The sequence below is a fragment of the Streptomyces seoulensis genome, from assembly GCF_004328625.1.
Classification (GTDB): domain Bacteria; phylum Actinomycetota; class Actinomycetes; order Streptomycetales; family Streptomycetaceae; genus Streptomyces; species Streptomyces seoulensis.
In genome coordinates this window covers 3,423,080-3,448,891 of the sequence record NZ_CP032229.1, presented here as the reverse complement: position 1 = coordinate 3,448,891, position 25,812 = coordinate 3,423,080, and the positions used below count along the sequence as shown (strand labels likewise).

At 72.6% G+C, this 25,812-nt stretch carries 20 protein-coding genes, 1 tRNA gene and 1 riboswitch; of the genes, 6 read left to right on the top strand and 15 right to left on the bottom strand.

Annotated elements, in window-relative coordinates; genetic code table 11:
- Window positions 1-2 precede the first annotated feature (2 nt).
- The 3 genes from D0Z67_RS16055 to D0Z67_RS16045 form a co-directional block, all read right to left on the bottom strand.
- Complete coding sequence (locus D0Z67_RS16055; protein WP_031182750.1) at window positions 3-566, bottom strand: DinB family protein; 564 nt, start codon at window positions 564-566, stop codon at window positions 3-5.
- A gap of 121 nt (window positions 567-687) precedes the next feature.
- On the bottom strand, window positions 688-2,148 hold the full coding sequence (locus D0Z67_RS16050) for an aldehyde dehydrogenase family protein (protein ID WP_031182749.1): 1,461 nt from the start codon (window positions 2,146-2,148) through the stop codon (window positions 688-690).
- A gap of 114 nt (window positions 2,149-2,262) precedes the next feature.
- Window positions 2,263-3,087: a helix-turn-helix domain-containing protein gene (locus tag D0Z67_RS16045; RefSeq protein WP_031182748.1), complete on the bottom strand. Its 825-nt coding sequence runs from the start codon at window positions 3,085-3,087 to the stop codon at window positions 2,263-2,265.
- Window positions 3,088-3,420: 333 nt separating this feature from the next.
- Between D0Z67_RS16045 and D0Z67_RS16040 the strand changes: the two genes are divergently transcribed.
- Window positions 3,421-3,939: an ATP-binding protein gene (locus tag D0Z67_RS16040; RefSeq protein WP_078873507.1), complete on the top strand. Its 519-nt coding sequence runs from the start codon at window positions 3,421-3,423 to the stop codon at window positions 3,937-3,939.
- 88 nt (window positions 3,940-4,027) lie between these two features.
- Here D0Z67_RS16040 and D0Z67_RS16035 read toward each other — a convergent pair whose 3' ends face one another.
- On the bottom strand, window positions 4,028-4,246 hold the full coding sequence (locus tag D0Z67_RS16035; RefSeq protein ID WP_203617983.1) for a DUF397 domain-containing protein: 219 nt from the start codon (window positions 4,244-4,246) through the stop codon (window positions 4,028-4,030).
- A gap of 485 nt (window positions 4,247-4,731) precedes the next feature.
- Here D0Z67_RS16035 and D0Z67_RS16030 point away from each other — a divergent pair, with 485 nt between their 5' ends.
- Together D0Z67_RS16030 and D0Z67_RS16025 are read left to right on the top strand one after the other, a co-directional pair.
- Entirely contained in the window at window positions 4,732-5,214 is a 483-nt protein-coding gene (locus tag D0Z67_RS16030) for a hypothetical protein (protein WP_051887938.1), read from the top strand.
- A 99-nt stretch (window positions 5,215-5,313) separates the two neighbouring features.
- On the top strand, window positions 5,314-5,841 hold the full coding sequence (locus D0Z67_RS16025) for a DUF4232 domain-containing protein (RefSeq protein ID WP_031182744.1): 528 nt from the start codon (window positions 5,314-5,316) through the stop codon (window positions 5,839-5,841).
- 20 nt (window positions 5,842-5,861) lie between these two features.
- On the opposite strand, the gene D0Z67_RS16020 is transcribed toward D0Z67_RS16025, so the two are convergent.
- On the bottom strand, window positions 5,862-6,971 hold the full coding sequence (locus D0Z67_RS16020) for a DUF2786 domain-containing protein (protein ID WP_031182743.1): 1,110 nt from the start codon (window positions 6,969-6,971) through the stop codon (window positions 5,862-5,864).
- Window positions 6,972-7,106: 135 nt separating this feature from the next.
- Here D0Z67_RS16020 and D0Z67_RS16015 point away from each other — a divergent pair, with 135 nt between their 5' ends.
- The 3 genes from D0Z67_RS16015 to D0Z67_RS16005 all read left to right on the top strand — a co-directional run bounded on the left by D0Z67_RS16015 (window position 7,107) and on the right by D0Z67_RS16005 (window position 10,017).
- Window positions 7,107-7,886, top strand: coding sequence for a Clp protease N-terminal domain-containing protein (locus D0Z67_RS16015; protein ID WP_031182742.1), 780 nt, complete (start codon window positions 7,107-7,109; stop codon window positions 7,884-7,886).
- Between the two features lie 60 nt (window positions 7,887-7,946).
- Window positions 7,947-9,605 carry a bifunctional 3'-5' exonuclease/DNA polymerase gene (locus D0Z67_RS16010; RefSeq protein WP_031182741.1) on the top strand — a complete coding sequence of 553 codons (1,659 nt, stop codon included), beginning with the start codon at window positions 7,947-7,949 and terminating at the stop codon, window positions 9,603-9,605.
- Window positions 9,606-9,628: 23 nt separating this feature from the next.
- Window positions 9,629-9,692: riboswitch (guanidine-III (ykkC-III) riboswitch) on the top strand.
- 10 nt (window positions 9,693-9,702) lie between these two features.
- Window positions 9,703-10,017: a DMT family transporter gene (locus D0Z67_RS16005; protein ID WP_031182740.1), complete on the top strand. Its 315-nt coding sequence runs from the start codon at window positions 9,703-9,705 to the stop codon at window positions 10,015-10,017.
- A gap of 69 nt (window positions 10,018-10,086) precedes the next feature.
- On the opposite strand, the gene D0Z67_RS16000 is transcribed toward D0Z67_RS16005, so the two are convergent.
- The 10 genes from D0Z67_RS16000 to D0Z67_RS15955 all read right to left on the bottom strand — a co-directional run bounded on the left by D0Z67_RS16000 (window position 10,087) and on the right by D0Z67_RS15955 (window position 25,717).
- Window positions 10,087-10,160, bottom strand: a tRNA-Thr gene (locus D0Z67_RS16000).
- A gap of 104 nt (window positions 10,161-10,264) precedes the next feature.
- Window positions 10,265-11,899, bottom strand: coding sequence for an alpha/beta hydrolase (locus tag D0Z67_RS15995; RefSeq protein ID WP_031182739.1), 1,635 nt, complete (start codon window positions 11,897-11,899; stop codon window positions 10,265-10,267).
- 88 nt (window positions 11,900-11,987) lie between these two features.
- Window positions 11,988-13,193 carry a DNA polymerase III subunit delta' gene (locus D0Z67_RS15990; RefSeq protein WP_031182738.1) on the bottom strand — a complete coding sequence of 402 codons (1,206 nt, stop codon included), beginning with the start codon at window positions 13,191-13,193 and terminating at the stop codon, window positions 11,988-11,990.
- Window positions 13,194-13,335: 142 nt separating this feature from the next.
- The gene (gene tmk, locus D0Z67_RS15985) at window positions 13,336-16,428 is read right to left on the bottom strand and encodes a dTMP kinase (protein ID WP_031182737.1); all 3,093 of its coding nucleotides are present in this window, start codon (window positions 16,426-16,428) and stop codon (window positions 13,336-13,338) included.
- Between the two features lie 165 nt (window positions 16,429-16,593).
- A complete protein-coding gene (topA, locus tag D0Z67_RS15980) occupies window positions 16,594-19,425 on the bottom strand; it encodes a type I DNA topoisomerase (protein WP_031182736.1) in 2,832 nt (943 codons plus the stop codon).
- Window positions 19,426-19,685: 260 nt separating this feature from the next.
- Entirely contained in the window at window positions 19,686-19,883 is a 198-nt protein-coding gene (locus tag D0Z67_RS15975; RefSeq protein WP_031182735.1) for a hypothetical protein, read from the bottom strand.
- 267 nt (window positions 19,884-20,150) lie between these two features.
- Window positions 20,151-21,671, bottom strand: coding sequence for a N5-glutamine methyltransferase family protein (locus tag D0Z67_RS15970; RefSeq protein WP_031182734.1), 1,521 nt, complete (start codon window positions 21,669-21,671; stop codon window positions 20,151-20,153).
- 52 nt (window positions 21,672-21,723) lie between these two features.
- Entirely contained in the window at window positions 21,724-22,317 is a 594-nt protein-coding gene (locus D0Z67_RS15965) for a hypothetical protein (protein ID WP_031182733.1), read from the bottom strand.
- Between the two features lie 213 nt (window positions 22,318-22,530).
- Window positions 22,531-24,945, bottom strand: coding sequence for a sodium-translocating pyrophosphatase (locus D0Z67_RS15960; protein ID WP_031182732.1), 2,415 nt, complete (start codon window positions 24,943-24,945; stop codon window positions 22,531-22,533).
- 334 nt (window positions 24,946-25,279) lie between these two features.
- A complete protein-coding gene (locus D0Z67_RS15955) occupies window positions 25,280-25,717 on the bottom strand; it encodes an ATP-binding protein (protein ID WP_031182731.1) in 438 nt (145 codons plus the stop codon).
- Window positions 25,718-25,812: the final 95 nt, after the last annotated feature.

Genomic DNA, 25,812 nt, shown 5'->3' with positions numbered 1-25,812 from the left:
CACTACGACTCCGGCTGCTGGGACTCCGACTGCTGCTCCTCAAGCGCCACCAGCTCGAACGCCGTCCTGCCGTCCAGGGACTCGCGGATGATGTCGGCGTGACCGGCGTGGCGGGCCGTCTCGCGGATCAGGTGGAGACAGAGCCAGCGCAGCGAGACCGCGCCGTCCGGCGGGAACCAGGGGGCCGAGGGCAGCGGGAAGGTGTCGTCCAGGCTGGGCGCGGAGCGGATCAGCTTCTCCGTCTCCGCGGCCAGCTCCGCCCAGTACGCGAGCTGCCCCGCCACCGTCTCGTCGTCGGTGAGCTCGAAGCACTCCTGCCAGTTCGACTGGTCCCGGTGCACCGCCGGCGGCTCCTGGCGGGCGCGGGCCTGCCACGCCTGCTCGACCTCGGCGACATGCTTCAGCAGCCCGCCCAGCGACAGCCCGCTCGCGCTGGGCCGGGTGCGCGCCTGCTCCTCCGTCACGCCCAGCAGGGCCCGGCGGATGCCGCCGCGCTGCTCCTCCAGGAACGCCAGCAGTGCTCCGCGCTCGTCGCCCGGTGCCTCGGCTCCCACATGAGTGACCATGACCGTCCGCCTCTTCTTCCGTCCCGCCGGTGCCGTTCGCCCCGACACCGAAGAAGCTACGGGCCATCGAGGACAGATGGTGTTTTCGCTGGCCCGTGGTGCCGGAACTTCTCGCGCCGGCTCAGAACGGGAAGCCGCTGCGGCCGTGCTGCACCGAGATCCACTTGGTGGTGGTGAACGCCTCCAGGGTCGTCTCGCCGTTCAGCCGGCCGGTGCCGGAGTGCTTCTCCCCGCCGAAGGGCACGATCGGCTCGTCGTGCACGGTGCCGTCGTTCACATGGAACATCCCGGTGTCGATCCGCCGCGCGAAGGCCACCCCACGTTCGATGTCACCGGTGTGGACGGCGCCGCTGAGCCCGTAGGGGGTGTCGTTGACGATCCGGACCGCCTCCTCCTCGCCGTCGAACGGCACGAGGAAGACGACCGGCCCGAAGACCTCCTGCCGCAGCAGCTCCGACCCCTCCGGCAGGCCGGTGAGCACGCTGGGCGAGACCAGATTGCCCTCGACCGGGCCGTGCACCAGCGCCGTCGCCCCCTCCGCGAGCGCCTGCTCGACCACCGAGGAGAGGGCGTTGGCCTGCGTGGAGTTGATGACCGGGCCGATGACCGTGGCCGGGTCGCGCGGGTCGCCGACCGGCAGTGAGCGCACCTTGGCGACGAACTTCTCGGTGAACTGCCCGGCCACCGAACGGTCCACCAGCACCCGGTTGGCGGCCATGCAGACCTGCCCCTGGTGCACGAACCGGCTGAAGACGGCCGCGTCCACCGCGTAGTCGAGGTCGGCGTCGTCCAGCACCACCAGGGCGCTGTTGCCGCCGAGTTCGAGCACCGCCCGCTTGAAGTTCGCGGCGCACACGGTGGCGACATGGCGGCCGGTGCCGTCGGAGCCGGTGAAGGAGATGACACGCGGCACCGGGTGCTCGATGAAGGCGTCCCCGATCTCCGCGATGTCGGTGACCACCACGTTGAGCAGCCCGCCGGGCAGGCCGGCGTCCTCGAAGAGCTTGGCGATCAGGGTGCCGCCCACGATCGGCGTGTTCTGGTGCGGCTTGAGCACCACGCCGTTGCCGAGCGCGAGCGCCGGGGCGACCGACTTCAGCGACAGCAGGAACGGGAAGTTGAAGGGGCTGATCACGCCCACCACGCCGACCGGCACCCGGTAGACGCGGTTCTCCTTGCCCTCCAGCGGGGAGGGCAGGATGCGGCCCTCGGGGGCCAGCGCCAGGTGGACCGCCTCGCGCAGGAACTCCTTGGCGAGGTGCAGCTCGAACCCGGCCTTCACCCGGGTACCGCCCAGCTCCGCGACGATCAGCTCGGCGATCTCCTCCTCGCGCTCCTGGAGCAGCCCGAGGGCCCGCTCGAAGACCGCGCGACGCGCGTAGGGGCTGGTGCGCGCCCATTCCTTCTGGACGCGCTCGGCGGCCCGGTACGCCTGGTCGATCTCGTCGACCGAGGCCACGGTGATCGAGGCCAGCTTCTCGTCGTCGTAGGGGTTGAAGTCGATGACGTCCCAGGAGCCGGTGCCCGGCCGCCATTCGCCGTCGATGTACTGCTGGGCGAGGTCGCTGAAAAAGGCCGCCATGTGATCCCTCAATCGTGAGCGTACGGCTGAGTCACGCCAGGTGCTGATCACAGGCCATCGTACGGGTGCGCTACGCGGAGCGAGGAGCGCGAGACCCCTCAACTCCCTTGCGCATTACACCTGTTCGGCCAGCCTCGCGATGAGGTCGCGGCTCTCCTCGGGCCCGGGGCTGTCCTGCTGGAGTTCCTTTAGCGCGTGCTCGTACTGGGCGACGTCCTCGCGCTTGTCCAGGTAGAGGGCGCTGGTGAGCTGCTCCAGGTAGACCACGTCGGAGAGGTCCGACTCGGGGAAGCTGAGCAGGGTGAAGGCACCGCTCTCCCCGGAGTGTCCGCCGAAGGCGAAGGGCATGACCTGAAGGCGCACGTTGGGCCGCTCGGAGACCTCGATCAGATGCCGGAGCTGGCCGCGCATGACCTCGCGGTCACCGTAGGGGCGGTGCAGGGCGGCCTCGTCGAGCACGATGTGGAACTCCGGCGCGTGGTCGCCGAGCAGATGCTTCTGCCGCTCCAGGCGCAGCGCCACCCGCCGCTCCACGTCCGCCGCGCTCGCGCCGCGCATGCCGCGCCGGACGACCGCGCGGGCGTAGTCCTCGGTCTGGAGCAGGCCGTGCACGAACTGCACCTCGTAGACCCGGATGAGGTGCGCGGCGCCCTCCAGGCCCACATAGGTGGGGAACCAGCTCGGCAGCACGTCGGAGTAACTGTGCCACCAGCCCGCCACGTTGGCCTCCCGCGCGAGGGAGAGCAGCGATTCGCGCTCCGCCTCGTCGTCGATGCCGTAGAGCGTCAACAGGTCTTCGACGTCCCTGGTCTTGAAGCTCACCCGGCCCAGTTCCATCCGGCTGATCTTCGATTCGGAGGCGCGGATCGAGTAACCCGCCGCCTCGCGTGTGATCCCCCGCGCCTCTCGCAGCCGCCTGAGTTGCGAGCCGAGCAGCATCCGCCGCACCACCGATCCGGGCTCTCCCGCGCTCACGTACGTCGCCTCCCCAACCATCCGCAAGTGCCTGAGTCTGCCACTAAAACACTTCAAGCAGTACTCGTACGGTTACGGAAACGGAAAGAGGTGAACCGTTCCTGCCCGCCAGAGGTCACGACCACTGGCGCCGATGTACGCCTCGATGGCGGAAAAAATGGCCAAGAAGCGGTACGCGCAGGGCGATTTCGGCCGCGTGCACGTGCATCTGCCCTTGCATCTGCTGTGCGCATCCGAAACCATGGGTGCCGCGCCACCGCTGCCTCGCAACGACCGCGAATTCCGGGAGTGCCTCGCATGGGGACGAATGGATCGACCATGCTCAAGCCGTTACGGCAGGGCCTTCCTCCGCTGGACCCCTCGGCCGTGTCCGACGCCGCCTCCTGCGCGCTGCCGGCCCGCTACGAGGCCGTCGGCGAGGCGCGGAACTTCACCCGCTCCACCCTCGGCCCGTGGGACGTCGGCGACCGCTTCGACGACATAGCCCTGGTCGTCTCCGAACTCGTCACCAACGCGCTGCGCCATGCCCTGCCCGCCGAACTCCCGCCCGGCGCAGGGCAGTCGGCGCCCGTGCGGCTGCATCTGCTGCGCTGGACCGGGCGGCTGGTGTGCGCGGTGCGCGACCCGAGCGACGAGAGTCCGGTGCCGCGCGAGACCGAGGACGACTTCTCGGCCGAGTCCGGGCGCGGGCTGCTGCTGGTGGAGTCCTTCGCGGACGGCTGGGGCTGGCATCCGGCCTCGGGCGGCGCCGGGGGCAAGCTGGTGTGGGCGCTGTTCCGGCTCGGGAAGGACGATGCCGGGCAGGGCGGCCTCTAGTCGGCTGACGATGCCCGGCTCCCTTGCCGGCCAGGGGCGTTGACATCGTTGCCGGACCGGCTGCCGCCCGGGGCCGCCGGTGGTGGGGTCAGCCGGCGATGAGGTGGTCGAACTCGCCGTCCTTGATGCCGAGCAGCATCGCCTCGATCTCCGCGCGGGTGTAGACCAGCGCGGGCCCGTCCGGGAAGCGCGAGTTGCGCACCGCGACCTCGCCGCCGGGCAGCCGCGCGAACTCCACGCAGGAACCCTGGGAGTTGCTGTGGCGACTCTTCTGCCAGGCCACGCCGTCCAGCTGCGTGGCAGTCATGCCGTTGTACACGTCGTACCCCCCGTACACGCCGTCAACGTAGCGGTCCACAGGTCGCTCCCCGCTGTGCACTGTCTGATGTGGCCATGGTCGATCGACCCGGATCATAACCTTGTTCATGTGCAGATGAATGGGCAGATGCACGTGCACGGCGGGTGTTCCCGCGGTTACAGCTTTGACGTCCGCTTTACCCGAGGCCCTGGGGCAGGTGGTGTTGACGCGCATGCCCGAAAGCGGGTTCGGGCATGCGCGGGCGGGCGTCGTGCCCGCGCTTCCGCGCCAGGTAGTCCAAATCGCAACGTCCCACTTCGGAACGTCCCACTTCGGAACGTCCCACTTCGGGGGGAGACGCGCGCGGGGCCCTTCCTGTTGCCCGGTGTCCGGGATTCCCCCGGGTAACGGCTGGTAACTTGCTGCGGACCTCCGGCTCAGGGGGGCCTCGCGCACGGCCGGCGGGGCGACCGGCTACTGGTTGGGAGCTTGACGTGACGACGGCGAAGGTACGGGCCGCTGCGGCGGCGGGACTGGTGGGCGCGCTCGCGCTCGGCGTGACGGCCTGCGGCGGGGACGGCTCCCCGGACGACTCCCCCACCACGAGCAGCGCGGCCCCGGCCCCCTCCGGCCAGGACGGCTCCGGAGGCGCGGGCGCCTCCGACCGGCTCCAGGGCAGCTGGATCACCACCGGCGGCGGCAAGATCGTCGCCCTGGTCATCACCGGCAAGCAGGCCGGCCTCTTCGTCACCGGCGGCACGGTGTGCAGCGGTACGGCGGGCGAGCGGGCGGGGCAGGGCGTGATCAGGCTGACCTGTCAGGGCGGCGACGACAGCCGGGCCGAGGGCACGGTCGACTCCGTCGACGCCAAGGGGCTGAAGGTGACCTGGAAGGGCGGTGCCGGGTCGGAGTCGTACACCAGGGCGGAGGGCGGCAAGCTGCCGACCGGGCTGCCGACGAGTCTCCAGCCGTCGTAGGCGTTCCCCGTCCTGGTGAATCGGCGGGGGTGCGTGCTCGGCCGCCGCGCCGAGGCGCCATGATGCGGGGAGACGTCACGACCTCGATGGGACCAGTACATGCGCCGCGTCATTCCGCTCACCCTCACCGTTCTCGCCGCCGCCCTCGCCCTGACCGCCTGCGACGGCGGCGGCAGTGGCGGCGCGGACGGCGCCAAGAGCAAGACCGGATCGGGCTGTGCGACCGGCGCGGTGGCCCTGGAGGTCGGCTCCGCGAGCGTCGCGCCCGCCGCCGGGGACACCGGCGAGGTGCCGGTCAGCATCACCAACCAGAGCGCCCCCTGCACCCTGGACCACTTCCCCGGCGTCGTCCTGCGCCAGGGCGACCGCTCGGTGAAGCTGTCGGCCGGCGAGGGCGCGCAGCCCCAGACCCTGAAGCTGGCCAAGGGCGCGTCGGCGACCTTCACCATCTCCTACACCCGCGGCGCGGACGGCGACGCGAAGGCGCTGAACGCGAGCACCATGGAGGTCACCCTCCCCGGCGGCGGCGAGGCCAAGACCTTCCCCTGGAAGTTCGGCCCGGTCGCCGCGAAGGGCGCGGACGCGGTGAACGCGTCGGTGAGCGCCTTCCAGCAGGTCGGCGACTAGGACCTTCCGGGGGCGGGTGCTCACGGCAGCCTCGGGCGTGACCTCACCTGGGCCTTGTCCGCCGCTTTCGCCCCCTCCGTCCAGCCGGCCTCGTCGGTGATGCCGCGCAGGCGGGTGGTGGTCGTGCGCGGGAACATCGTCTCCAGGCGGTGGGTGACGGCTGTTTCGCGGGTGACCAGCACCGGGAGCAGGTCCGCGCTGACCTGGCTCTCCGCGGCGGCGGCGAGACGGTCGCCGACGCGGTGGGCGTAGGCGGCGAGGAACGACTGCCGGAAGGTCTTGGTCCGCTTGCGCCCCCCGGCCCGCTGGGCGTTCTCGGCTCTGGCCATCGCGTGCGTGGCCTGCACCACCAGCGAGGTGTACAGCAGCTCGACCGCCTCCAGGTCGGCCTCGAAGCCGACGACCGTGGAGAAGGCGTACGGCTCGTTCCACACCGCGCGGCAGTGGTTGGCACGGGCGACCGCGTCCAGCAGGACGGCCTTGGCCTGCTCGTACGGCGGCTCGACGCCTATCCGGCAGGCGCCGGGCGCGTCCGGCGCCGGGGCGGAGGCGGCGAGCAGCGCCTCGTCGACACTGTGCCGGGCCATCAGCTCCTGCGCTTTGGCGGTGAGCGCCTCGGCCTCCTCCGGGTACCCGGTGCCCTCGGCCTTGGCGAGCAGCGCGCGGATACGGCCGAGGGTGCGGGACGTGCCCGGTCCGGCGGCCCGGCGGGGTTCCTCCAGCGGCTCCAGCGTGGGCAGGCGCAGCAGCAGCCGGTACAGCTCCAGGACGGTGGTGGCGTGCGAGAAGCGGTCGGCGGGGCGGGGCTCGGGCTGCTCGGCGAGGGCGTCGAGCTGGGCCGTCCAACGCGGCCCGCGCGGCCGGTCCTTGGCCGCCTGGGCCCGGATCAGCGCGGCGGCGAGGCCGAGGTGGGCGTCCTCCAACTCGCGGCGCACCAGCCGCGCCACATCGGCGGGCTGCCACCCGCGCTGCCAGGCGGCCGTCATGAACTCCTCGCCGCGCCGGGTGAGTTCGGCGTCGGCGCCGGTGTCGGCGGCGAGCAGGGACGCGCCGGTGTCGAGTCCCGAGTCGGTGTCGTCGTAGAGAGCGGCCGCGAAGGCGCGTTCGACGGTGCTGACAGTGCTGGTCACGTGGTCGATCGTGCCACGACGGGCCGACAGCCCGCAGAAGCCGTCCACAGCCTGTGGACAACTCTCCGGCCCCTCCCGTGAATCGACTGTCAACCATCGGTTGACACCTCGTCACCGTCAACCTACGGTTGTCACATGGCGACCAACCCGAAAGTCACGGCATCCGTACGCCTCGACGACCTCATCGAGGCCATCAAGACCGCCCGCGCCGAACCCCTCGAACAGCTTCAGGACGCGGTGATCGCCGCGGACCACCTGGGCGACGTGGCGGACCATCTGATCGGGCACTTCGTGGACCAGGCCCGCCGCTCGGGCGCGTCCTGGACCGACATCGGCAGGAGCATGGGCGTGACCCGGCAGGCGGCGCAGAAGCGCTTCGTCTCCAAGGAGTCGGCCGACCTCGACCCCAGCCAGGGCTTCAACCGCTACACCCCGCGCGCCCGCAACGTCGTCATGGCGGCGCACAACGCCGCGGTGACCGCCCGCAACGCCGAGGGCCGCCCCGAGCACCTGATCCTCGGCCTGCTGGCCGAACCGGAGGGCCTCGCGGTCAAGGCGATGGAGACGCAGGGCGTCCAGGCCGACGCCGTGCGCGAGGCCGCGACCGCCGCGCTCCCCCCGGCCACCGAATCCACTCCCGATCTGGTCCCTTACGGCCCCGAGGCCAAGAAGGCCCTGGAACTCACCTTCCGCGAGGCACTCCGGCTCGGCCACAACTACATCGGCACCGAGCACATCCTGCTGGCCCTGCTGGAGCAGGAGAACGGCACCGGCGTCCTGGCCGGCCTCGGCATCACCAAGGAGAGCACCGAGGAGTACGTGAACCGGGTGCTGGCCCTGCTCATGGAGCAGAAGCAGGCGGCCGCCTCCGCCCAGCAGGCGGCCACCCACCCGGACGACACGCAGGAAGGCTGAACGGCGCGGCGAAAGCACAGCTCAGGCCCGTTGTCAGACCCCCCTGCCAGACTCAAACACATGACCGACCGGTGGGCACTCGCACCGGCCGAGGACGGTGGCGTGGACGTCGCCCCCCTCGGCCGGGACGGGCTGCCCTCGGGTCCGGTCCGGCGCGAGAGCGATCTCGCCCAGGCGGTGCGGAGCCGCCCGGAGACCGGACGCTGGGTGTGGAGGTCGACCGCCGAGGTCTACCCGCTCCTGCTCGCCACGGGGGTGCGAGTAGAGCGGTGCTACGACGTCGAGGACGCCGAGACCCTGCTCCTGGGCCACGAGGGACGGCACGGCGAACCACGCTCGGCCGCCGCCGCCCTGGCCCGCCTCCGGGGCGGCGCCGTACCGCCCGACCCGCCGCAGCGCGCGGCCGAACCGGGTGCGCAGTCCGCCCTGTTCGAGCCGGCCGGCACCCGGATGCCGCTCACCGACCTCCTGGAGGTCTACGCCGAGCAGCAGCGAAGACACGAGCGGACCGCCCACCCCGACCGCATGCGCCTGCTGACCAGCGCGGAGTCGGCGGGGATGCTGGTGGCCGCCGAGATGAACCGCGCGGGCCTGCCCTGGCGCGCGGACGTGCACCGCGCTCTCCTCACCGACCTGCTGGGCGAGCGGTACGCGGGCGGCGGCGAACCACGCCGGCTGGCCGAGCTGGCCGACGAGGTGTCCGCCGCCTTCGGCCACCGGGTCCGCCCCGACCTCCCGGCCGACGTGGTCCGGGCCTTCGCGCGGGCCGGGATCAAGGTCGCCTCCACCCGCCGCTGGGAGCTGCGCGACGTGGACCACCCGGCCGTGGCCCCGCTGCTGGAGTACAAGCGGCTGTACCGGATCTGGGTGGCGCACGGCTGGTCCTGGCTGCGGGACTGGGTGCGCGAGGGCCGGTTCCGCCCGGAGTTCCACGCGGGCGGCACGGTCACCGGGCGCTGGGTCACCAACGGCGGGGGCGGGCTGCAGATCCCCAAGGTGATCCGCCGCGCGGTGGTGGCCGACCCCGGCTGGCGGCTGGTGGTGGCCGACGCGGCCCAGATGGAGCCCCGGGTGCTGGCGGCGATCTCCCGCGATCCCGGCCTGATGGAGGTGGCGTCCCGCGAGGGCGACCTCTACCAGGCGGTGTCCGAGCGCACCTTCTCCGGCGACCGCGACCAGGCCAAGCTGGCCGTCCTCGGCGCGGTCTACGGCCAGACCGCGGGCGACGGCCTGAAGAACCTGGCCGCGCTGCGCCGCCGCTACCCCAGGGCGGTGGCCTATGTGGACGAGGCCGCCCGCGCGGGCGAGGAGGGCCGCCTGGTCCGCACCTGGCTGGGCCGCACCTGCCCGCCGGCGGCGGGGACGGGCGCGGACGCGGCGGAGGAGGCGGGCATCCCGCTGGGCGACGAGCGCGGGGAGACGGCCGCCGACCGGGGGCGGGGCCGGTTCGCCCGTAACTTCGTCGTGCAGGGCAGCGCGGCCGACTGGGCGCTGCTGCTCCTCGCGGCCCTGCGGCGCGCGTGCGCGGACCTCGCCGCCGAGCTGGTCTTCTTCCAGCACGACGAGGTGATCGTGCACTGCCCCGCCGAGGAGGCCGAACAGGTCGCGGCGGCCATCCGGGAGGCGTCCGCCCTGGCGGCCCGTCTCACCTTCGGCGACACCCCGGTCCGCTTCCCCTTCAGCACCGCCGTGGTGGAGTGCTACGCCGACGCCAAGTGAGCGCGCCTGTGCGACCATGGCGGGCAGAGCTCGCACGAGGCTCCTGGACGAGTGCGCCGTACCCAGCCCACGACAAGACGGCGCGTGGGAGTTCCCCATGGGATGGATCGCGCTCGTTGTCTCCGGAATGCTGGAAGCGGTGTGGGCCACGGCCCTCGGCAAGTCACAGGGCTTCAGCCGCCCGCTCCCGTCCGTCGTCTTCGCCCTGGCCCTCCTGCTGAGCATGACCGGCCTGGCCTTCGCCCTCCGCACGGTCCCGGTCAGCACCGGCTACGCCGTCTGGGTCGGCATCGGCGCCGCCCTCACCGCGGCCTACGCGATGCTCTTCGACGGCGAGCCCGTCAGCACCGTCAAGATCCTCCTGCTGCTCGGGCTCATCGCGTGCGTGGCGGGCCTGAAGCTGACCCACTGACCGCCCGGCCGGACACCGCCCCCGGACAACAGAAAACCCCAGGCCATCCGACCTGGGGTTTCTCACCGGAGCCGCTTTCGGGATTCGAACCCGAGACCTACGCATTACGAGTGCGTTGCTCTGGCCATCTGAGCTAAAGCGGCGTGTTGGACGCACCGGGGTGCGATCGGCAACGTCGGTAAGTCTACACAGGTTCGAGGGGTGGTCCGTACCGGGCCCCGGCCCGTGGGGCCCGGTGTGGTGGGGGTCAGGTGCAGCGCTTGCCGGGGGCGGGCGGGGTGCCGTGGAGGAGGTAGGTGTCGATCGCGGAGTCGACGCAGGAGCTGCCGCGGCCGTAGGCGGTGTGGCCGTCGCCCTCGTAGGTGAGGAGGCGGCCGGAGGACAGCTGGCGGGCGAGGGACTGGGCCCAGCGGTAGGGGGTCGCCGGGTCGCGGGTGGTGCCGACGACCACGATGGGCGCCGCGCCCCTCGCCTCGATGCGGTGCGGCTCACCGGTGGCCCTGACCGGCCAGTACGTGCAGTTCAGGGCGGACCAGGCCAGGCTCGGGCCGAACACCGGGGACGCCTTCTCGAATTGCGGCAGCGCCCGCTCCACCTGCTCCGGGCCGTCGAAGGCGGGCGGCAGGTCGAGGCAGTTCACGGCCGCGTTGGCCATCATCAGGTTGCTGTAGTGGCCGCGGGCGTCGCGCTCGTAGTAGCTGTCGGACAGGGACAGCAGGCCCGCGCCGTCGTTCTCGTCCATCGCGGAGTTCAGCGCCTCGCGGAGCTGTTCCCAGGTGCTCTCGTCGTACATCGCGGCGACCACGCCGATGGTCGCCAGCGACTCGGTCAGGCGGCGGCCGTCCGCGTCACCGGCCGGGATCGGGTGGGCGTCCAGGGTCCGGAAGAACGTCTTCAGGCGGTCGCCGACCTGCGCGGGGGTGGCGTCCTTGCCGTCCAGCGGGCAGTCGGCGTGCTTGACGCAGTCCGCCGAGAACGCCCGGAACGCCGTCTCGAAGCCCGCCGTCTGGTCCAGGTTGATCTGCCGGGCGTCCAGCGAGGGGTCCATCGCGCCGTCCAGCACCAGCCGGCCCGTGCGGTGCGGGAACAGCCCGGCGTAGGTCGCGCCGAGGAACGTGCCGTACGAGGCGCCGACGTAGTTCAGCTTCTGGTCGCCGAGCAGTTCGCGCAGGACGTCCATGTCGCGGGCCGCCTCGACGGTGGACACGTGCCGCAGCAGCTTCGCGGAGTGCGCGCCGCAGCCCTCGGCGAACGTCCGGTCGGCGCCGACCAGGGCGTCCGTCTCCCTGGCGTCGTCCGGGGTCACGTCCGTCTGGGTGAACGCGTCCATCCGGCGGCCGTCGAGGCACTCCACGGGTGTGCTGCGGCCCACCCCGCGCGGGTCGACGGCGACCATGTCGTAGCGGGCGCGGACCTCGGCGGGGTAGCCGATGCCCGCGTAGCTCTGGAGGTAGCCGATGGCGGAGCCGCCGGGACCGCCCGGGTTGACCAGCAGCGAGCCGAGCGGCTTGCCCTTGCCGGTGGCCTTCCTTCGCTCCACGGCCAGCTTGATGTCGCCGGAGGCGGGCTTGTCGTAGTCGAGCGGCACCTTCATCGTGGCGCACTCGAAACCGGCGGCGCCGCACGCCCGCCAGCTCAGCTTCTGCGTGTAGTACGGCGACAGCGCCGAGGGCGTCGACACCGGCAGCGCGGCCAGCGCCGCCCCCACCGTGCCGCCCGGGCCCGCACCGCTCGCGCCGCAGCCGGTCACGAGCAGCGTGGACGCCACGAACAGGGCCGCCGCCGTCCGGGCCGTGGCGCGGGAGGCGGCCACCGGCCGGAACGGGCGGCGCGCCAGCGGCGGCCGGGCGGGCGGGGGCGACGGGGAGGGCCTGGTGTCCATCAGGCGAGCGTAACGCTGTGCGACGTTCTGTGTGCTCTGCGTCCAGGTTGTGGCGTCACCCCACGCCACCCCTGGGCCCACCCCCAGCTCACCCCGCGCGCAGGGCCATCGTCATCGCCTCCACCGCCAGCAGCGGGGCCACATTGCGGTCCAGGGCGTCACGGCAGGCGGCGATGGCCTCGATACGGCGCAGGGTGGACTCCGGGGAGCCCGCGCCGGCGATGCGCTGGAGGGCGTCCTCGGCGTCCTCGTTGGCGATGGCCACGCGGGAGCCGAGCTGGAGGGCGAGGACGTCGCGGTAGAAGCCGGTGAGGTCGCCCAGGGCGACGTCGAGGCTGTCGCGCTGGGTGCGGGTGCGGCGCCGCTTCTGCATGTCCTCCAGGTCCTTCATCACCCCGGCGGTGCCGCGCGGCATCCGGCCGCCCTGGGCGGCACCGAGCGCGGCCTTCAGCTCGTCGGTCTCCTTGCCGTCCATCTCCTCGGCGAGCTGCTTGGCGTCCTCGGCGGCGGCGTCGACCAGCTCCTGGGCGGCCTTGAGGCAGCCGCCGACCTCCTCGACCCGCAGCGGCAGCTTCAGCACCGAGGCGCGGCGGCGGCGGGCCTCCGGGTCGGTGGCCAGGCGCCGGGCGCGGTCGACGTGCCCCTGGGTGGCGCGGGCGGCGGCCGCGGCGACCTCGGGCTCGACGCCGTCCCGGCGCACCAGCATGTCGGCGACGGCCGCGACCGGCGGGGTACGCAGGTTCAGGTGGCGGCAGCGGGACCGGATGGTCGGCAGCACGTCCTCGATGGAGGGCGCGCACAGCAGCCACACCGTACGCGGCGCGGGCTCCTCGACGGCTTTGAGGACGGCGTTGGCCGACTTCTCGTTCAGCCGCTCGGCGTCCTCGACCAGGATGATCTGCCAGCGCCCGTTCGCCGGGCTGGTGTACGACTTGCGGACCGTGTCCCGCATGTCCTTGACCAGGATCTCCGCGCCCACGGCCGCCACCGAGGACACGTCGGCGTGGGTGCCGAGCAGGGCGGTGTGGCAGCCGTCGCAGAAACCGCAGCCGGGGGTGCCGCCGAGGGCGCGGTCCGGGCTCACGCACTGGAGGGCGGCGGCGAAGGCGCGCGCCGCCTGGTTGCGGCCCGCGCCGGGCGGGCCGGTGAACAGCCAGGCGTGGGTCATCTTCGACGCCTCGGGCGCCGGCCGGCCCTCCGTCGCGGCCGTGACGAGCGCGTCGGCGTCCCGCGCGGCCGCCTCCAGCGCCACGCCGACCTTCTCCTGCCCGACGAGGTCGTCCCAGACACTCATGGGTCACGCCGCCCTTTCCGTCACTTCAGCTTCCGTCGTCCATTGTGCGGGCGGCCACCGACAGCGCCGCCCGCACGGCGAAGGGCGGCGCCCTCCGCGACGCCGAAGCGCCCGGTGGACACCGCCCCTGGTTCCGCCCCGGTCAGCCGCGCCGGCCCCGGCCGCGTCGGCCGCCGTCGTCGTGCCGGTCGCGGTCGTCGTGCTCGTCGTAGGACCCGAGGAGTTCGTCCGCGAGCGACGGCAGGTCGTCCAGCGGGGTCTCCTCGGCCCAGTCGGGGCGCGGGCGCCGGGGCTTGCCGTCGGCGCCGACCTGCGGGATCTCGCGGGTGCGGTCCTCGTCGTCTCGGACGGGCGGCAGGACGGCCGTCTGCTCGGCGGGGCTCACCGGGGGCAGTTCGGCGGTCTCGTCGGCGTCCCGGTCGGAGAACTTCGGCAGCAGCGCCGTCTCGTCGGCCGCGCCCTGCGGGGCGGGCGGCTGCGGCAGCTCGGCCGTCACCTCGGACTCGGAGGCGCCGTCGCGCACCGGGCGCAGCACGGCCGTGTCGTCGCCCGCGCGGGGCGCCGGGGTGTCCGGGGCCTCCGGGACGGCACGCTCGCGCTCGGACGGCTTGCGGGCCGCGGTGTCGGCCGCCGCGGCGGCCTCGGCCGCGCGCCTGCGGGCCTCCTCCGCGCGCAGCAGCGCGTCCTCGGCCTTGCGCTGCTTCTCCAGGCGCAGGGCCTCGGCCTCGGCGCGCTGCCGGGCCTCCTCCTCGGCCTGCTTGCGGCGCCGCTCCTCCTCGGCCCTGCGGCGGGCCTCCTCCTCGGCGCGGGCCTTCTCCTCGGCGAGGAGACGCTGACGCTCCTCCTCGGCACGGCGGTGCGCCTCCTCGGCGCGGCGCCGGGCCTCCTCCTCCTGCCGCTCGGCCTCGCGGCGCTGCGCCTCCTCCAGCTCGCGGCGCTTGCGCTCCTCCTCCTCGGCCCGCAGCCGGGCGAGCTGCTCGGCGCGCTCACGCGCGACCCGCTCCTCCTCGGCCTTGCGGGCGGCCTCGGCCTCGGCCTTGCGACGGGCCTCCTCCTCGGCCTTCCTGCGCGCCTCCTCCTGGGCCTCGATCTCGGCCTCGGAGAGCGGCAGCACGGTGTCGAGCCGGTGCCGGATCACGCTGGTGACGCCCTCGGGCTCCTGGCCCGCGTCCACGACCAGGTAGCGGCCGGGGTCGGCGGCGGCGAGGGTGAGGAAACCGGCCCGCACGCGCGCGTGGAACTCGGCCGGCTCCGACTCCAGCCGGTCCGGCGCCTCGGTGAAGCGCTCCCGCGCGACCTCCGGCGGCACGTCCAGCAGGACGGTCAGGTGCGGGACGAGACCGCCGGTGGCCCAGCGGTTGATCCGGGCGATCTCGGTCGGCGACAGATCCCGGCCGGCGCCCTGGTAGGCGACGGAGGAGTCGATGTACCGGTCCGAGATGACGACCGCGCCGCGCTCCAGGGCGGGGCGTACGACGGTGTCGACGTGCTCGGCGCGGTCGGCGGCGTACAGCAGCGCCTCCGCGCGGTGCGACAGGCCGGCCTCGGAGACGTCCAGCAGGATCGAGCGGAGCCGCTTGCCGACCGGGGTGGCGCCGGGCTCGCGGGTGAGGACCACCTCGTGGCCCTTGGCGCGGATCCACTCGGCGAGCGCCTCGGCCTGGGTGGACTTGCCCGCGCCGTCGCCGCCCTCCAGGGAGATGAAGAAACCGTTCCCCGCGGGGGCGGTGACCGGGTCGTCGCCGCCGAGCAGGGCGTCCTTGATGTCCTGGCGCAGCGGGATGCCGGAGCGGTCGTCGACCTTGGCGAGGACCAGCACGGCCACCGGCAGCAGCAGCGCGCCGACCAGCATCAGGGTGAACGAGGCACCGCCGTGCGCGAACACGAAGCGGCCGTTCTCCAGCCGGTGGCGGCCGATGAGCCCGGCGACGACCGGGGCGATCAGGGCGCCGAGCGCCATGAAGACCCGGACGACGGCGTGCAGGTGCTCGGTGATCCGGGTACGGCGGGAGTCCTCGGTCTCCTGGTCCAGCAGGGCGTGCCCGGTGTTGGCGGAGATGCCCGCGCCGATGCCGGCCAGGGTGAGGATCAGCAGGACGGTGGTGACGTCCGGGACGAGTCCGGCGGCCAGCAGGGCGATGCCGGTGAGCGCGATGGCCAGCGCGAGCAGCCGGCGCCGGGACAGCGAGGGCAGCAGCGAGGGCGCGGTACGGATGCCGACGCCGACACCGCCGGTCAGGCCCAGCACCAGCAGGCCGTAGAGCACCGGGCCGCCGCCCAGGTCGGAGGCGTGCAGCACGCACACCGCGACGGCGGCGGAGATGGCCCCGGCCACGGCGGCGCAGGCGATGACCAGCAGCAGTACGGCGCCCGTGCGGCCCTTGTCGACGCCGTTGCCGGAACGCGGACGGCGCAGGCCCTCCAGCGGGGAGCGGGGGCGTGGGGTGCGCGTACCGGGCAGCTTCAGGGCGGTCAGCACGGACACCGAGGCGGCGAACAGGCCGGCCGCGACGTAGGCCGCGAGGGCCGCGTGGTGCTGGTCGAACCAGGCGATGCCGGTGCCCAGCAGGTTGTTGAAGAGGGAGGCGGTGACCAGGGCGGCGGCGGCCAGCGGCAGCGCCACGAAGCCGGTGCGCAGCGACAGGCGGCGCAGCGCGTCCAGGTGGTCCGGCAGCGGCCGCACCGACGCGCCCTCGGGGGGCGGGGCGGGCAGCAGCGCGGGGGCCGCGCTCTCCCGGCACACCGTCCACAGCCGCTCGGCGATGCCGGTGACGAAGGCGGTGGCCAGCAGGACGGTCAGGGCGTTGCCCGGTGTCCAGTCGATCCACAGGGGCGCCACGATCAGCAGCGCGGCCCGCACGCCGTCGGCGCCGACCATGGTCCAGCGCCGGTCGAGCGGGCCGTCCGGGGCGGTGAGCGTGCTCAGCGGGCCGAGCAGGACGGCACCGAAGAGCACGGTGGCCAGCACCCGGGCCCCGAAGACGGTCGCCACTGCGAACGCCGCGCCCCGGTACCCGCCGCCGAAGGAGCCCTGGGTGACGGCCGCCTGGAGGACGAGCACCACCAGCACCAACAGCGCGAGGGCGTCACCGACGCCACTCACGAGCTGCGCGCTCCAGAGGCGGCGCAGGTCGGGTCGGCGCAGCAGTGAACGGACGGCGCGCTCGCGGGAATCCGCGACAAGGGCGTCGTCCGGTGCTGGGTTGGGGGCCGTTGGCTGCTCGGCTCGCGTCATGCGTTCAGCCTATCCGCAGCCACCCACCCCCATGCCCCCCTTGTCCCCACCCCTTCCCTGACCCTCACACCTTGATCCCCTAAGGGGCGTACGCCGGAGCGCGGAACACCCCGGTACCGAGGCCGGTACCGGGGTGTTCGCGAACGCGGAGGGCGGGTGAGGGGATCAGTCCTCGGAGCCGGAGCCCGTCGCCTTCGCCGCCGTCGTCTTCTTGGCGGCCGTCTTCTTCGCCGTGGTCTTCTTGGCGGCCGCCGTCGTCTTCTTGGCCGCCGTCTTCTTGGCGGTGGTCTTCTTCGCCGGGGCCGTCTTCTTGGCGGTGGCCTTCTTCGCCGTCTTCTTGGCGGGCCCCTTCGCCCGCTTCTCGGCGAGCAGCTCGAAGCCGCGCTCGGGGGTGATCTCCTCCACACTGTCGCCGGAGCGCAGGGTGGCGTTGGTCTCCCCGTCGGTGACGTACGGACCGAAGCGGCCGTCCTTGACCACGACCGGCTTGGCGGAGACCGGGTCCTCGCCCAGCTCCTTCAGCGGCGGCTTGGCGGCGGCCCGGCCACGCTGCTTGGGCTGGGCGTAGATCGCCAGCGCCTCTTCCAGCGTGATCGTGAAGAGCTGCTCCTCCGCCGTGAGCGAGCGCGAGTCCGTGCCCTTCTTCAGGTACGGGCCGTAGCGGCCGTTCTGCGCGGTGATCTCCACGCCCTCGGCGTCGGTGCCGACCACGCGGGGCAGCGACATCAGCTTCAGGGCGTCCTCGAGCGTGACCGTGTCGAGCGCCATGGACTTGAACAGCGAGGCCGTGCGCGGCTTGACCGCGTTCTTGCCGGTCTTCGGGGTGCCCTCGGGGAGCACCTCGGTGACGTAGGGGCCGTAGCGGCCGTCCTTGGCGATGATCTGGTGGCCGCTGGCCGGGTCGGTGCCCAGCTCGAAGTCGCCGCTGGGCTTGGCCAGCAGTTCCTCGGCCAGCTCGACGGTCAGCTCGTCCGGCGCCATGTCCTCGGGGACGTCGGCGCGCTGGTGCTGCTCGGTGTCCTTCTCGCCCCGCTCGATGTACGGACCGTAGCGGCCGACGCGCAGCACGATGCCGTCGCCGACCGGGAACGAGGAGACCTCGCGGGCGTCGATCGCGCCCAGGTCGGTGACGAGTTCCTTCAGGCCGCCGAGGTGGTCGCCGTCGCCGTTGCCCGCGTCGGCGGCGGCACCGGTGTGCAGGCCCTCGCCGAAGTAGAAGCGCTTGAGCCACGGCACGGACTGGGCCTCGCCGCGCGCGATGCGGTCGAGGTCGTCCTCCATGCGGGCGGTGAAGTCGTAGTCGACGAGCCGGCCGAAGTGCTTCTCCAGCAGGTTGACCACGGCGAAGGACAGGAAGGACGGCACCAGGGCCGTGCCCTTCTTGAAGACGTAGCCGCGGTCCAGGATCGTGCCGATGATCGACGCGTAGGTCGACGGGCGGCCGATCTCGCGCTCCTCCAGCTCCTTGACCAGGGACGCCTCGGTGTAGCGGGCCGGGGCCTTGGTGGCGTGGCCGTCGACCGTGATCTCGTCGGCGGCCAGCGGGTCGCCCTCGGAGACCTGGGGCAGCCGGCGCTCGCGGTCGTCCAGCTCGGCGTTCGGGTCGTCGGCGCCCTCGACGTACGCCTTCAGGAAGCCGTGGAAGGTGATCGTCTTGCCGGACGCGCTGAACTCGACGTCCCGGCCGTCGGCCGAGGTGCCGCCGATCTTGACGGTGACGCTGTTGCCGGTCGCGTCCTTCATCTGGGAGGCGACGGTGCGCTTCCAGATCAGCTCGTACAGCTTGAACTGGTCGCCGGTCAGGCCGGTCTCGGCGGGGGTGCGGAAGCGGTCGCCGGAGGGGCGGATCGCCTCGTGCGCCTCCTGCGCGTTCTTGACCTTGCCGGCGTAGGAGCGCGGCTGCGGCGGGAGGTAGTCGGCCCCGTACAACTGCGTGACCTGGGCGCGGGCGGCGCCGATGGCCGTCTCGCTCAGCGTCGTGGAGTCGGTACGCATGTACGTGATGTAGCCGTTCTCGTACAGCTTCTGGGCGACCTGCATGGTCGCCTTCGCGCCGAAGCCGAGCTTGCGGCTGGCCTCCTGCTGGAGGGTCGTCGTACGGAACGGGGCGTACGGCGAGCGGCGGTACGGCTTGGACTCCACCGAGCGCACGGAGAACCGGGTGGTCTCCAGGGCGGCGGCGAGCGCGCGGGCGCTTCCCTCGTCGAGGTGGAGGGTGTTGGCGCTCTTGAGCTGCCCCAGGGAGTCGAAGTCGCGGCCCTGGGCGACACGCCGGCCGTCGACGCTCTGGAGGCGGGCGACCAGCGAGGACGGGTCCGAGGCGTCACCGGCGCGGCCGGTGGCGAAGGTGCCGGTCAGGTCCCAGTACTCGGCGGAGCGGAAGGCGATGCGCTCCCGCTCGCGCTCGACGATGAGCCGGGTGGCGACGGACTGGACGCGGCCCGCCGACAGCTTCGGCATGACCTTCTTCCACAGGACCGGCGAGACCTCGTAGCCGTAGAGGCGGTCGAGGATGCGGCGGGTCTCCTGGGCGTCGACCAGCTTCTTGTTCAGCTCGCGCGGGTTGGCGACGGCCTCGCGGATCGCGTCCTTGGTGATCTCGTGGAAGACCATCCGCTTCACGGGGATCTTCGGCTTGAGGACTTCCTGGAGGTGCCAGGCGATGGCCTCGCCCTCGCGGTCCTCATCGGTGGCGAGGAAGAGCTCGACGGAGTCCTTCATCAGGTCCCGGAGCTTCTTGACCTGCGCCTTCTTGTCCGCGTTGATGACATAGATCGGCGCGAAGTCGTGTTCCACGTCCACACCGAGGCGGCGGACCTCACCGGTGTACTTCTCCGGCACCTCGGCGGCGCCGCTGGGGAGGTCCCGGATGTGCCCGACGCTCGCCTCGACCACGTATCCGGGGCCGAGGTAGCCCTTGATCGTCTTCGCCTTGGCAGGGGACTCGACGATGACGAGTCGGCGGCCGCCCTGTGCGGTCTCGCTGGTCGGGGACAACTTCGCTCTTCTCTCCGGTCGGCGCTGGGGTCCTCCCCCGGGCGCTCGTCCCTGGGGTCGCGGCGTATCGGTGGCTGGTGTGACGCTGCGGAGTGTGACGGTACATCCCGCCCCCGTGTCAAACGGGAAAAGCCCACAACGGCCACTCGAACGGTAACCCGACTACCGCCATTCCTGCCGCCCGGAGTACCCGCCGAGCGCTCACCCGATGCCCGGAGCCATCCGCTCCGGCCGTCGCCGCGCCGGTCCGGCCGACGCGGTCAGGGACGCGTCAGGCAGTACGCGGCCAGCCCCAGCGAGACGAGAGCGGAGGCCGTGGCGCACACCGCGGATGCGACCCGGTTCACACCGACGGCGACCGGTTCCGCGCGGCGCACCCGCACCCCGGTCCACACCATCAGAGCCCCTCCGAACAGCGCGAACACCGCTCCCGCGAACACCGCCGGCACGCTCTCCATGATCCGTCCGCCCCTCCCGCGCGCCCCGGCGCGGTCCGCAACTCTCCAGCGCGGGGAGGCTGCCACGCCCGGTGGACGGCGGGGCGACGGCGGGATGAACGGACGGGGCCACCTCTGTCGCCGTCGGGGCGGCACACATCACTTTCCGGCCTTTTTGCCGTTCCGCGCCGTGCCCCCGGCATACGACGATGATCCGGCCGCCCGTCCACCGGACCGGGTACGCCGGGTACGACAACCGGATCAGCCGACGTGTCCCGCCGGTGCGGCTCAGCCGAGCGGTTCCAGGAAGCCCTGCTCCACCAGCAGCCGGATCTGCGCGGGCGTGCGGTCGCGCAGCACCACGGGGTCCTCGCCGACGAGCTGGGCGATGGCGTCCAGGATGACGCCCGCGCTCAGCGAGCCGTCGCACACGCCCGCGAAGCCCGCGCCGATGGTGTCCACCTTCGTCGCCCGGCGCATGCCCCGGTGCTGACGGAGCACCACATGCTCGGGGTCCTCGGCGCCGGGCAGGCCGACCTGCTCCTGCACGACCTCGGCGGCGAGCTTGAAGTGGCCCTCCAGCAGGGCCGCGTCGTCGTGCGCGCGCAGGTGGTCCAGGCGCCCGAAGTGGTCCCGGATGGTGTCCCCGAGCGGCTGCTCGACCGGGTGCGGCCACTCCTCCACGGTGACGGAGGGCTCGGCCGAGCCGGTGCGGCGCAGGGTGATCCAGCCGAAGCCGACCGCCTTCACCTTGCGCGCCTCGAACTCGTCCAGCCACGCGTCGTAGAGCGACTGGTACTCCGCCCGGTCCTCGCGGTGGTCCCCGGCGTCCCTGAGCCACAGCTCGGCGTACTGCGTGATGTCCTGGACCTCGCGCTGCACGATCCACGCGTCGCACCCGCGCGGCACCCAGGAGCGCACCCGGTCCTGCCAGTCCTCCCCCTCCACGTGCTGCCAGTTGGCGAGGAACTGCGCGAACCCGCCCTCGTTCAGCCGCTCCCCGGCCTGCTGGACGAGCGAGCGGCACAGGTCGTCCCCGCTCATCCCGCCGTCGCGGTAGGTGAGCCGGGCGCCGGGCGAGATGACGAAGGGCGGGTTGGACACGATCAGGTCGAACGTCTCGTTGTCCTTGACCGGTTCGAACAGCGAGCCCTCGCGCAGGGCGGCGGCGGGCGCGCCGGAGAGGGCGAGGGTGAGCGCGGTGATGTGCAGGGCGCGCGGGTTGAGGTCGGTGGCGGTGACCCGGGTCGCGTGCTGGGCGGCGTGCAGCGCCTGGATGCCGGAGCCGGTGCCGAGGTCGAGCGCGGCGGCGACGGGGGTGCGCACGGTGATGCCGGCCAGCGTGGTGGAGGCGCCGCCGACGCCGAGGACCACGTCCTCGTCCCGGCTGCCGATGCCGCCCGCCCCGCCGACCGCGCAGCCCAGATCGGACACGATGAACCAGTCCTCGCCGTCGGGTCCGCCGTAGGGGCGGACGTCGACGGTCGCGGCCAGCTCGTCGCCGCCCACGGCCTTGAGCCACCCGGCGGCCACCGCGTCCTCGACGGGCAGTACGTCCGTCAGGCGGGCGCGGGGCACCGGCTGCTGGAGCAGGAACAGCCGCACCAGGGCCTCCAGCGGCGTGTCACCGCGGGTCGCGCGCAGGGCGGGCACGGTCTCGCTGCGGGCGAGCGCCGCGTAGGCGGGGGCGCCGAGCAGGTCGAGCAGGCCGTCCGCGGTGAAGGAGGCGGACAGCAGGGCGTCGCGCAGGCGGGCGGCCGCCTCGGGCCGGTCGGTGGCGGGCAGGGGGGCGGAGCCGGAGTCAGTCACGACCCCATTGTGGCCCGCCGCGCCTTCCCGGGGCCGCCGCGCCCGGCCGTCGTCAGCTCTTGGCGGCGGGCGGTGCCGAGGCGGAGACCTTGCAGCTCTGCTGCTCGGCGATGGCCTCCTTGACGTCGCCCTGCTCCAGGCGCTTCAGCGCCTCGGTGCCGCTGCTGCTCTGGCGGCCGATCTCCTTGGTCTGGTCGGCGACCTCGTGCAGGCCCTTGGCGAACCTGCCCTGGTCCTTGGTGTCCAGCCCGTCGACCTTCTTCTTCAGGTCGCCGTAGGAGGTGGCCAGGCTGTTGAGGTTCTTCACCGCGTCCTGCTGACGCTTGGCCCCGCCGTCGACCCCGGGAGGAGCACCGGCGCCGTTGATGGCGGTGGCGATGGCCTTGTAGCCGTCGGACATGTCCTGGAACGCCTGCGCGTACGTCTCCTTCGCCGTCTTCGGCGGGAGGTCGCTGTCGCTGGCGATCTTGGCGATCCCGGCGTTGGCCGCCTTGATCTTGGTGTACTGCGCGGGCACCGCGTCGCACACCTTCTTCGCCCAGACACCCAGCTTGGGGTCGGGGCCGCCGCCGTCGCTGCCGCATCCCGTCAGCGCCGTTATCAGTACCGCGCCGCCGGACAGGGCGGCCGCGAGCTTCTTGTTCACCGGATCGGTCCCTTCCATGGCTATCGGCCACCGGAATCTACACGGCGGAACGAGACCATCCACACGACCGGTGCCCTATAAGCAGACTTTTGCGGTGTTTCGCACCATGCGAGAGAAGGCTCACGGCCGACAGGCCCGTGCCGGGCGTCCCCACACACGCGGGCGGGCGGCGACGCGTCAGCCCGCGCCGTCCGCCCGCCCGTTGGGGAACCCTTACGGAACCACCGCCGGCGGCGTGGAGTTGGAGACCTCACCGGCGTCCTCGTCGCCCACCGCGATCCCGCGCCGCTTGGACACGTACACCGCGACGACGATCACCAGCAGCGCGAACACCGCGACCAGGACGCGGACGAGCATGCTGCTGCTGTCGCCGTAGGAGAACTTGATGACCGCGGGCGCGATGAGCAGCGCGACCAGGTTCATCACCTTCAGCAGCGGGTTGATGGCCGGGCCCGCGGTGTCCTTGAAGGGGTCGCCGACCGTGTCGCCGATCACGGTGGCCGCGTGGGCGTCGCTGCCCTTGCCGCCGTGGTGGCCGTCCTCCACGAGTTTCTTGGCGTTGTCCCAGGCGCCGCCGGAGTTGGCGAGGAACACCGCCATCAGCGTGCCCGCGCCGATCGCGCCGGCCAGGAAGGCCCCGAGGGCGCCGACGCCGAGGGTGAACCCGATGAAGATCGGCGCCATCACGGCGAGCAGTCCGGGCGTGGCCAGCTCGCGCAGGGCGTCCCGGGTGCAGATGTCGACGACCCGGCCGTACTCCGGCTTCTCCGTGTAGTCCATGATCCCGGGGTGCTCGCGGAACTGCCTGCGCACCTCGAACACCACCGAACCGGCCGACCGCGACACGGCGTTGATGGCGAGCCCGGAGAAGAGGAAGACGACCGCGGCGCCCGCGATCAGGCCGACCAGGTTGTTGGGCTGCGAGATGTCCATCGACAGGGTCAGCGGCGAGCCCGGCCCGCTGAGCCGCTCCCCCACGTCCGCGACGCCGGTGGTGATCGCGTCCCGGTACGACCCGAAGAGGGCCGCGGCCGCGAGGACGGCGGTGGCGATGGCGATGCCCTTGGTGATGGCCTTGGTGGTGTTGCCGACCGCGTCCAGGTCGGTGAGCACCTGGGCTCCGGCGCCCTCGACGTCCGAGGACATCTCGGCGATGCCCTGCGCGTTGTCGGAGACCGGGCCGAAGGTGTCCATGGCCACGATCACGCCGACCGTGGTCAGCAGCCCGGTACCGGCGAGCGCCACCGCGAACAGCGCCAGCATGATCGAGGTGCCGCCGAGCAGGAACGCCCCGTACACACTGAGGCCGATCAGCAGGGCGGTGTAGACGGCGGACTCCAGGCCCAGCGAGATGCCGGCGAGGACGACGGTCGCCGGGCCGGTGAGCGAGGTGCGGCCGACGTCGCGGACCGGGCGGCGGGTGGTCTCGGTGAAGTAGCCGGTGAGCTGCTGGATCACGGCGGCGAGCAGGATGCCGATGGCCACGGCGACCAGCGCCAGCACCCGGGGGTCACCGTCCTTGCCGCTGATCGCCGCGTCGGGCACCCCGGTCAGCTCGGAGTAGCGGCCGGGCAGATAGACGTAGGCGGCGACCGCGACCAGCGCCAGGGAGATCACCGCCGAGACGAAGAAGCCCCGGTTGATGGCGCTCATGCCACTGCGGTCGGCGCGGCGCGGGGCGACCGCGAAGATGCCGATCATCGCGGTGACGACACCGATGGCCGGGACCAGCAGCGGGAAGGCGAGCCCCGCGTCGCCGAAGGCGGTCTTGCCGAGGATCAGCGCGGCCACCAGGGTGACGGCGTACGACTCGAAGAGGTCGGCCGCCATGCCCGCGCAGTCCCCGACGTTGTCGCCCACGTTGTCCGCGATGGTCGCCGCGTTGCGCGGGTCGTCCTCCGGGATGCCCTGCTCGACCTTGCCGACCAGGTCGGCGCCGACGTCGGCGGCCTTGGTGAAGATGCCGCCGCCGACCCGCATGAACATCGCGATCAGGGCGGCGCCGAGGCCGAATCCCTCCAGCACCTTGGGCGCGTCGGCCGCGTAGACCAGCACCACGCAGGAGGCGCCGAACAGGCCGAGGCCGACGGTGAACATGCCGACCACGCCGCCCGTGCGAAATGCGATCTTCATCGCCTTGTGCGAGACGACGGTGAGATCCTTTTCCGCCTCGCCCTCTCCCGGAGTCGCCTCCCGGGCGGCCGCGGCGACACGCACATTGCTGCGTACGGCGAGCCACATGCCGATATAGCCGGTGGCCGCCGAGAAAACCGCGCCGATCAGGAAGAACACCGAGCGTCCGGCCCGCTGATTCCAGTCGTCGGCGGGGAGCAGCAGAAGCAGGAAGAACACCACGACGGCGAAAATGCCGAGCGTGCGCAACTGCCGAGCCAGATATGCCTTCGCGCCTTCCTGGACCGCCTCCGCGATCTCCCGCATGCGTGCGGTGCCCTCGCCCGCCGACAGCACCTGGCGCACCAGGACGCCCGCGACGACCAGCGCCGCGAGGGCCACCGCCGCGATCACGGCGACCAGGGCGCGGTTGCCGTCGGTCAGGACGACGGTCGCGAGGGACGCGGAGTGGGATGCGGAGTGACCCGCCTGACCAGGGATGAGAAGCCCCGCCATTCGTCCTCCTTGACGCTTGGGCCGAGCTCAATCTGTGGACGGACTTGCAACCTGCCCGATGGTGATCCCGACCGGCACGGTAAACAGAATTGCCCGCCCCTAACCCTTTAGCAAACGATCGAGTGGAGGACCAGAGCACGAAACCCGGACGGAGTAATACCCCTGAGGCATGTGAGATCGCTTCTTCCCCGGCGCGATCTGCGGAGGTTTCCGGTCGTGAATTCCTTCACGTATTCGGGGCGGCCGGCGGTTAGGCCGAAAGTGGCCGGAACGGCGCGAGGGGCCCTGCGGTGCAGGGCCCCTCGGACGTCGTGCGGCGCGCGTGGCGCGCGGTTCAGATCAGTACGGTCGGCGGCGGGGTGGCCGGCCAGGACATGCGGATCAGTCCGCCGTTCTCTCCGGTGGTGACCTCGACGTCGTCCACGAGGCCACTGATGACCGCGAGGCCCATCTCGTCCTCCTCGGTCTCCACGTCCGCGTCGGCGGCCGCGCCGCCCGCGACCCGCTCGGCGGGCACGGCGTGCGGGGCTTCGTCGCCGACCTCGATGGAGAACAGCTTCTCCTCCTCGATCAGCGCGACCTTGACCGGCGCGGTGATGCCCACGCTCTGGTGGAGTCCGACCGCGCGGGAGCACGCCTCGCCGACCGCGAGGCGGACCTCGTCGAGTACGGCCTCGTCCACTCCGGCCCTGCGCGCCACCGCGGCCGCCACCAGGCGGGCGGTCCGGACGTGCTCGGGCAGCGCGCTGAAGCGGAGTTCGACGGTGGCCATGCATCCCCCTCGCGTACTACGGGCGTGCGGTGCGGGGCCGGGGCCGCCGAAAGCCCGCACCCCCACGATGAAACTTCCGCGCCCCGGACCGCTGA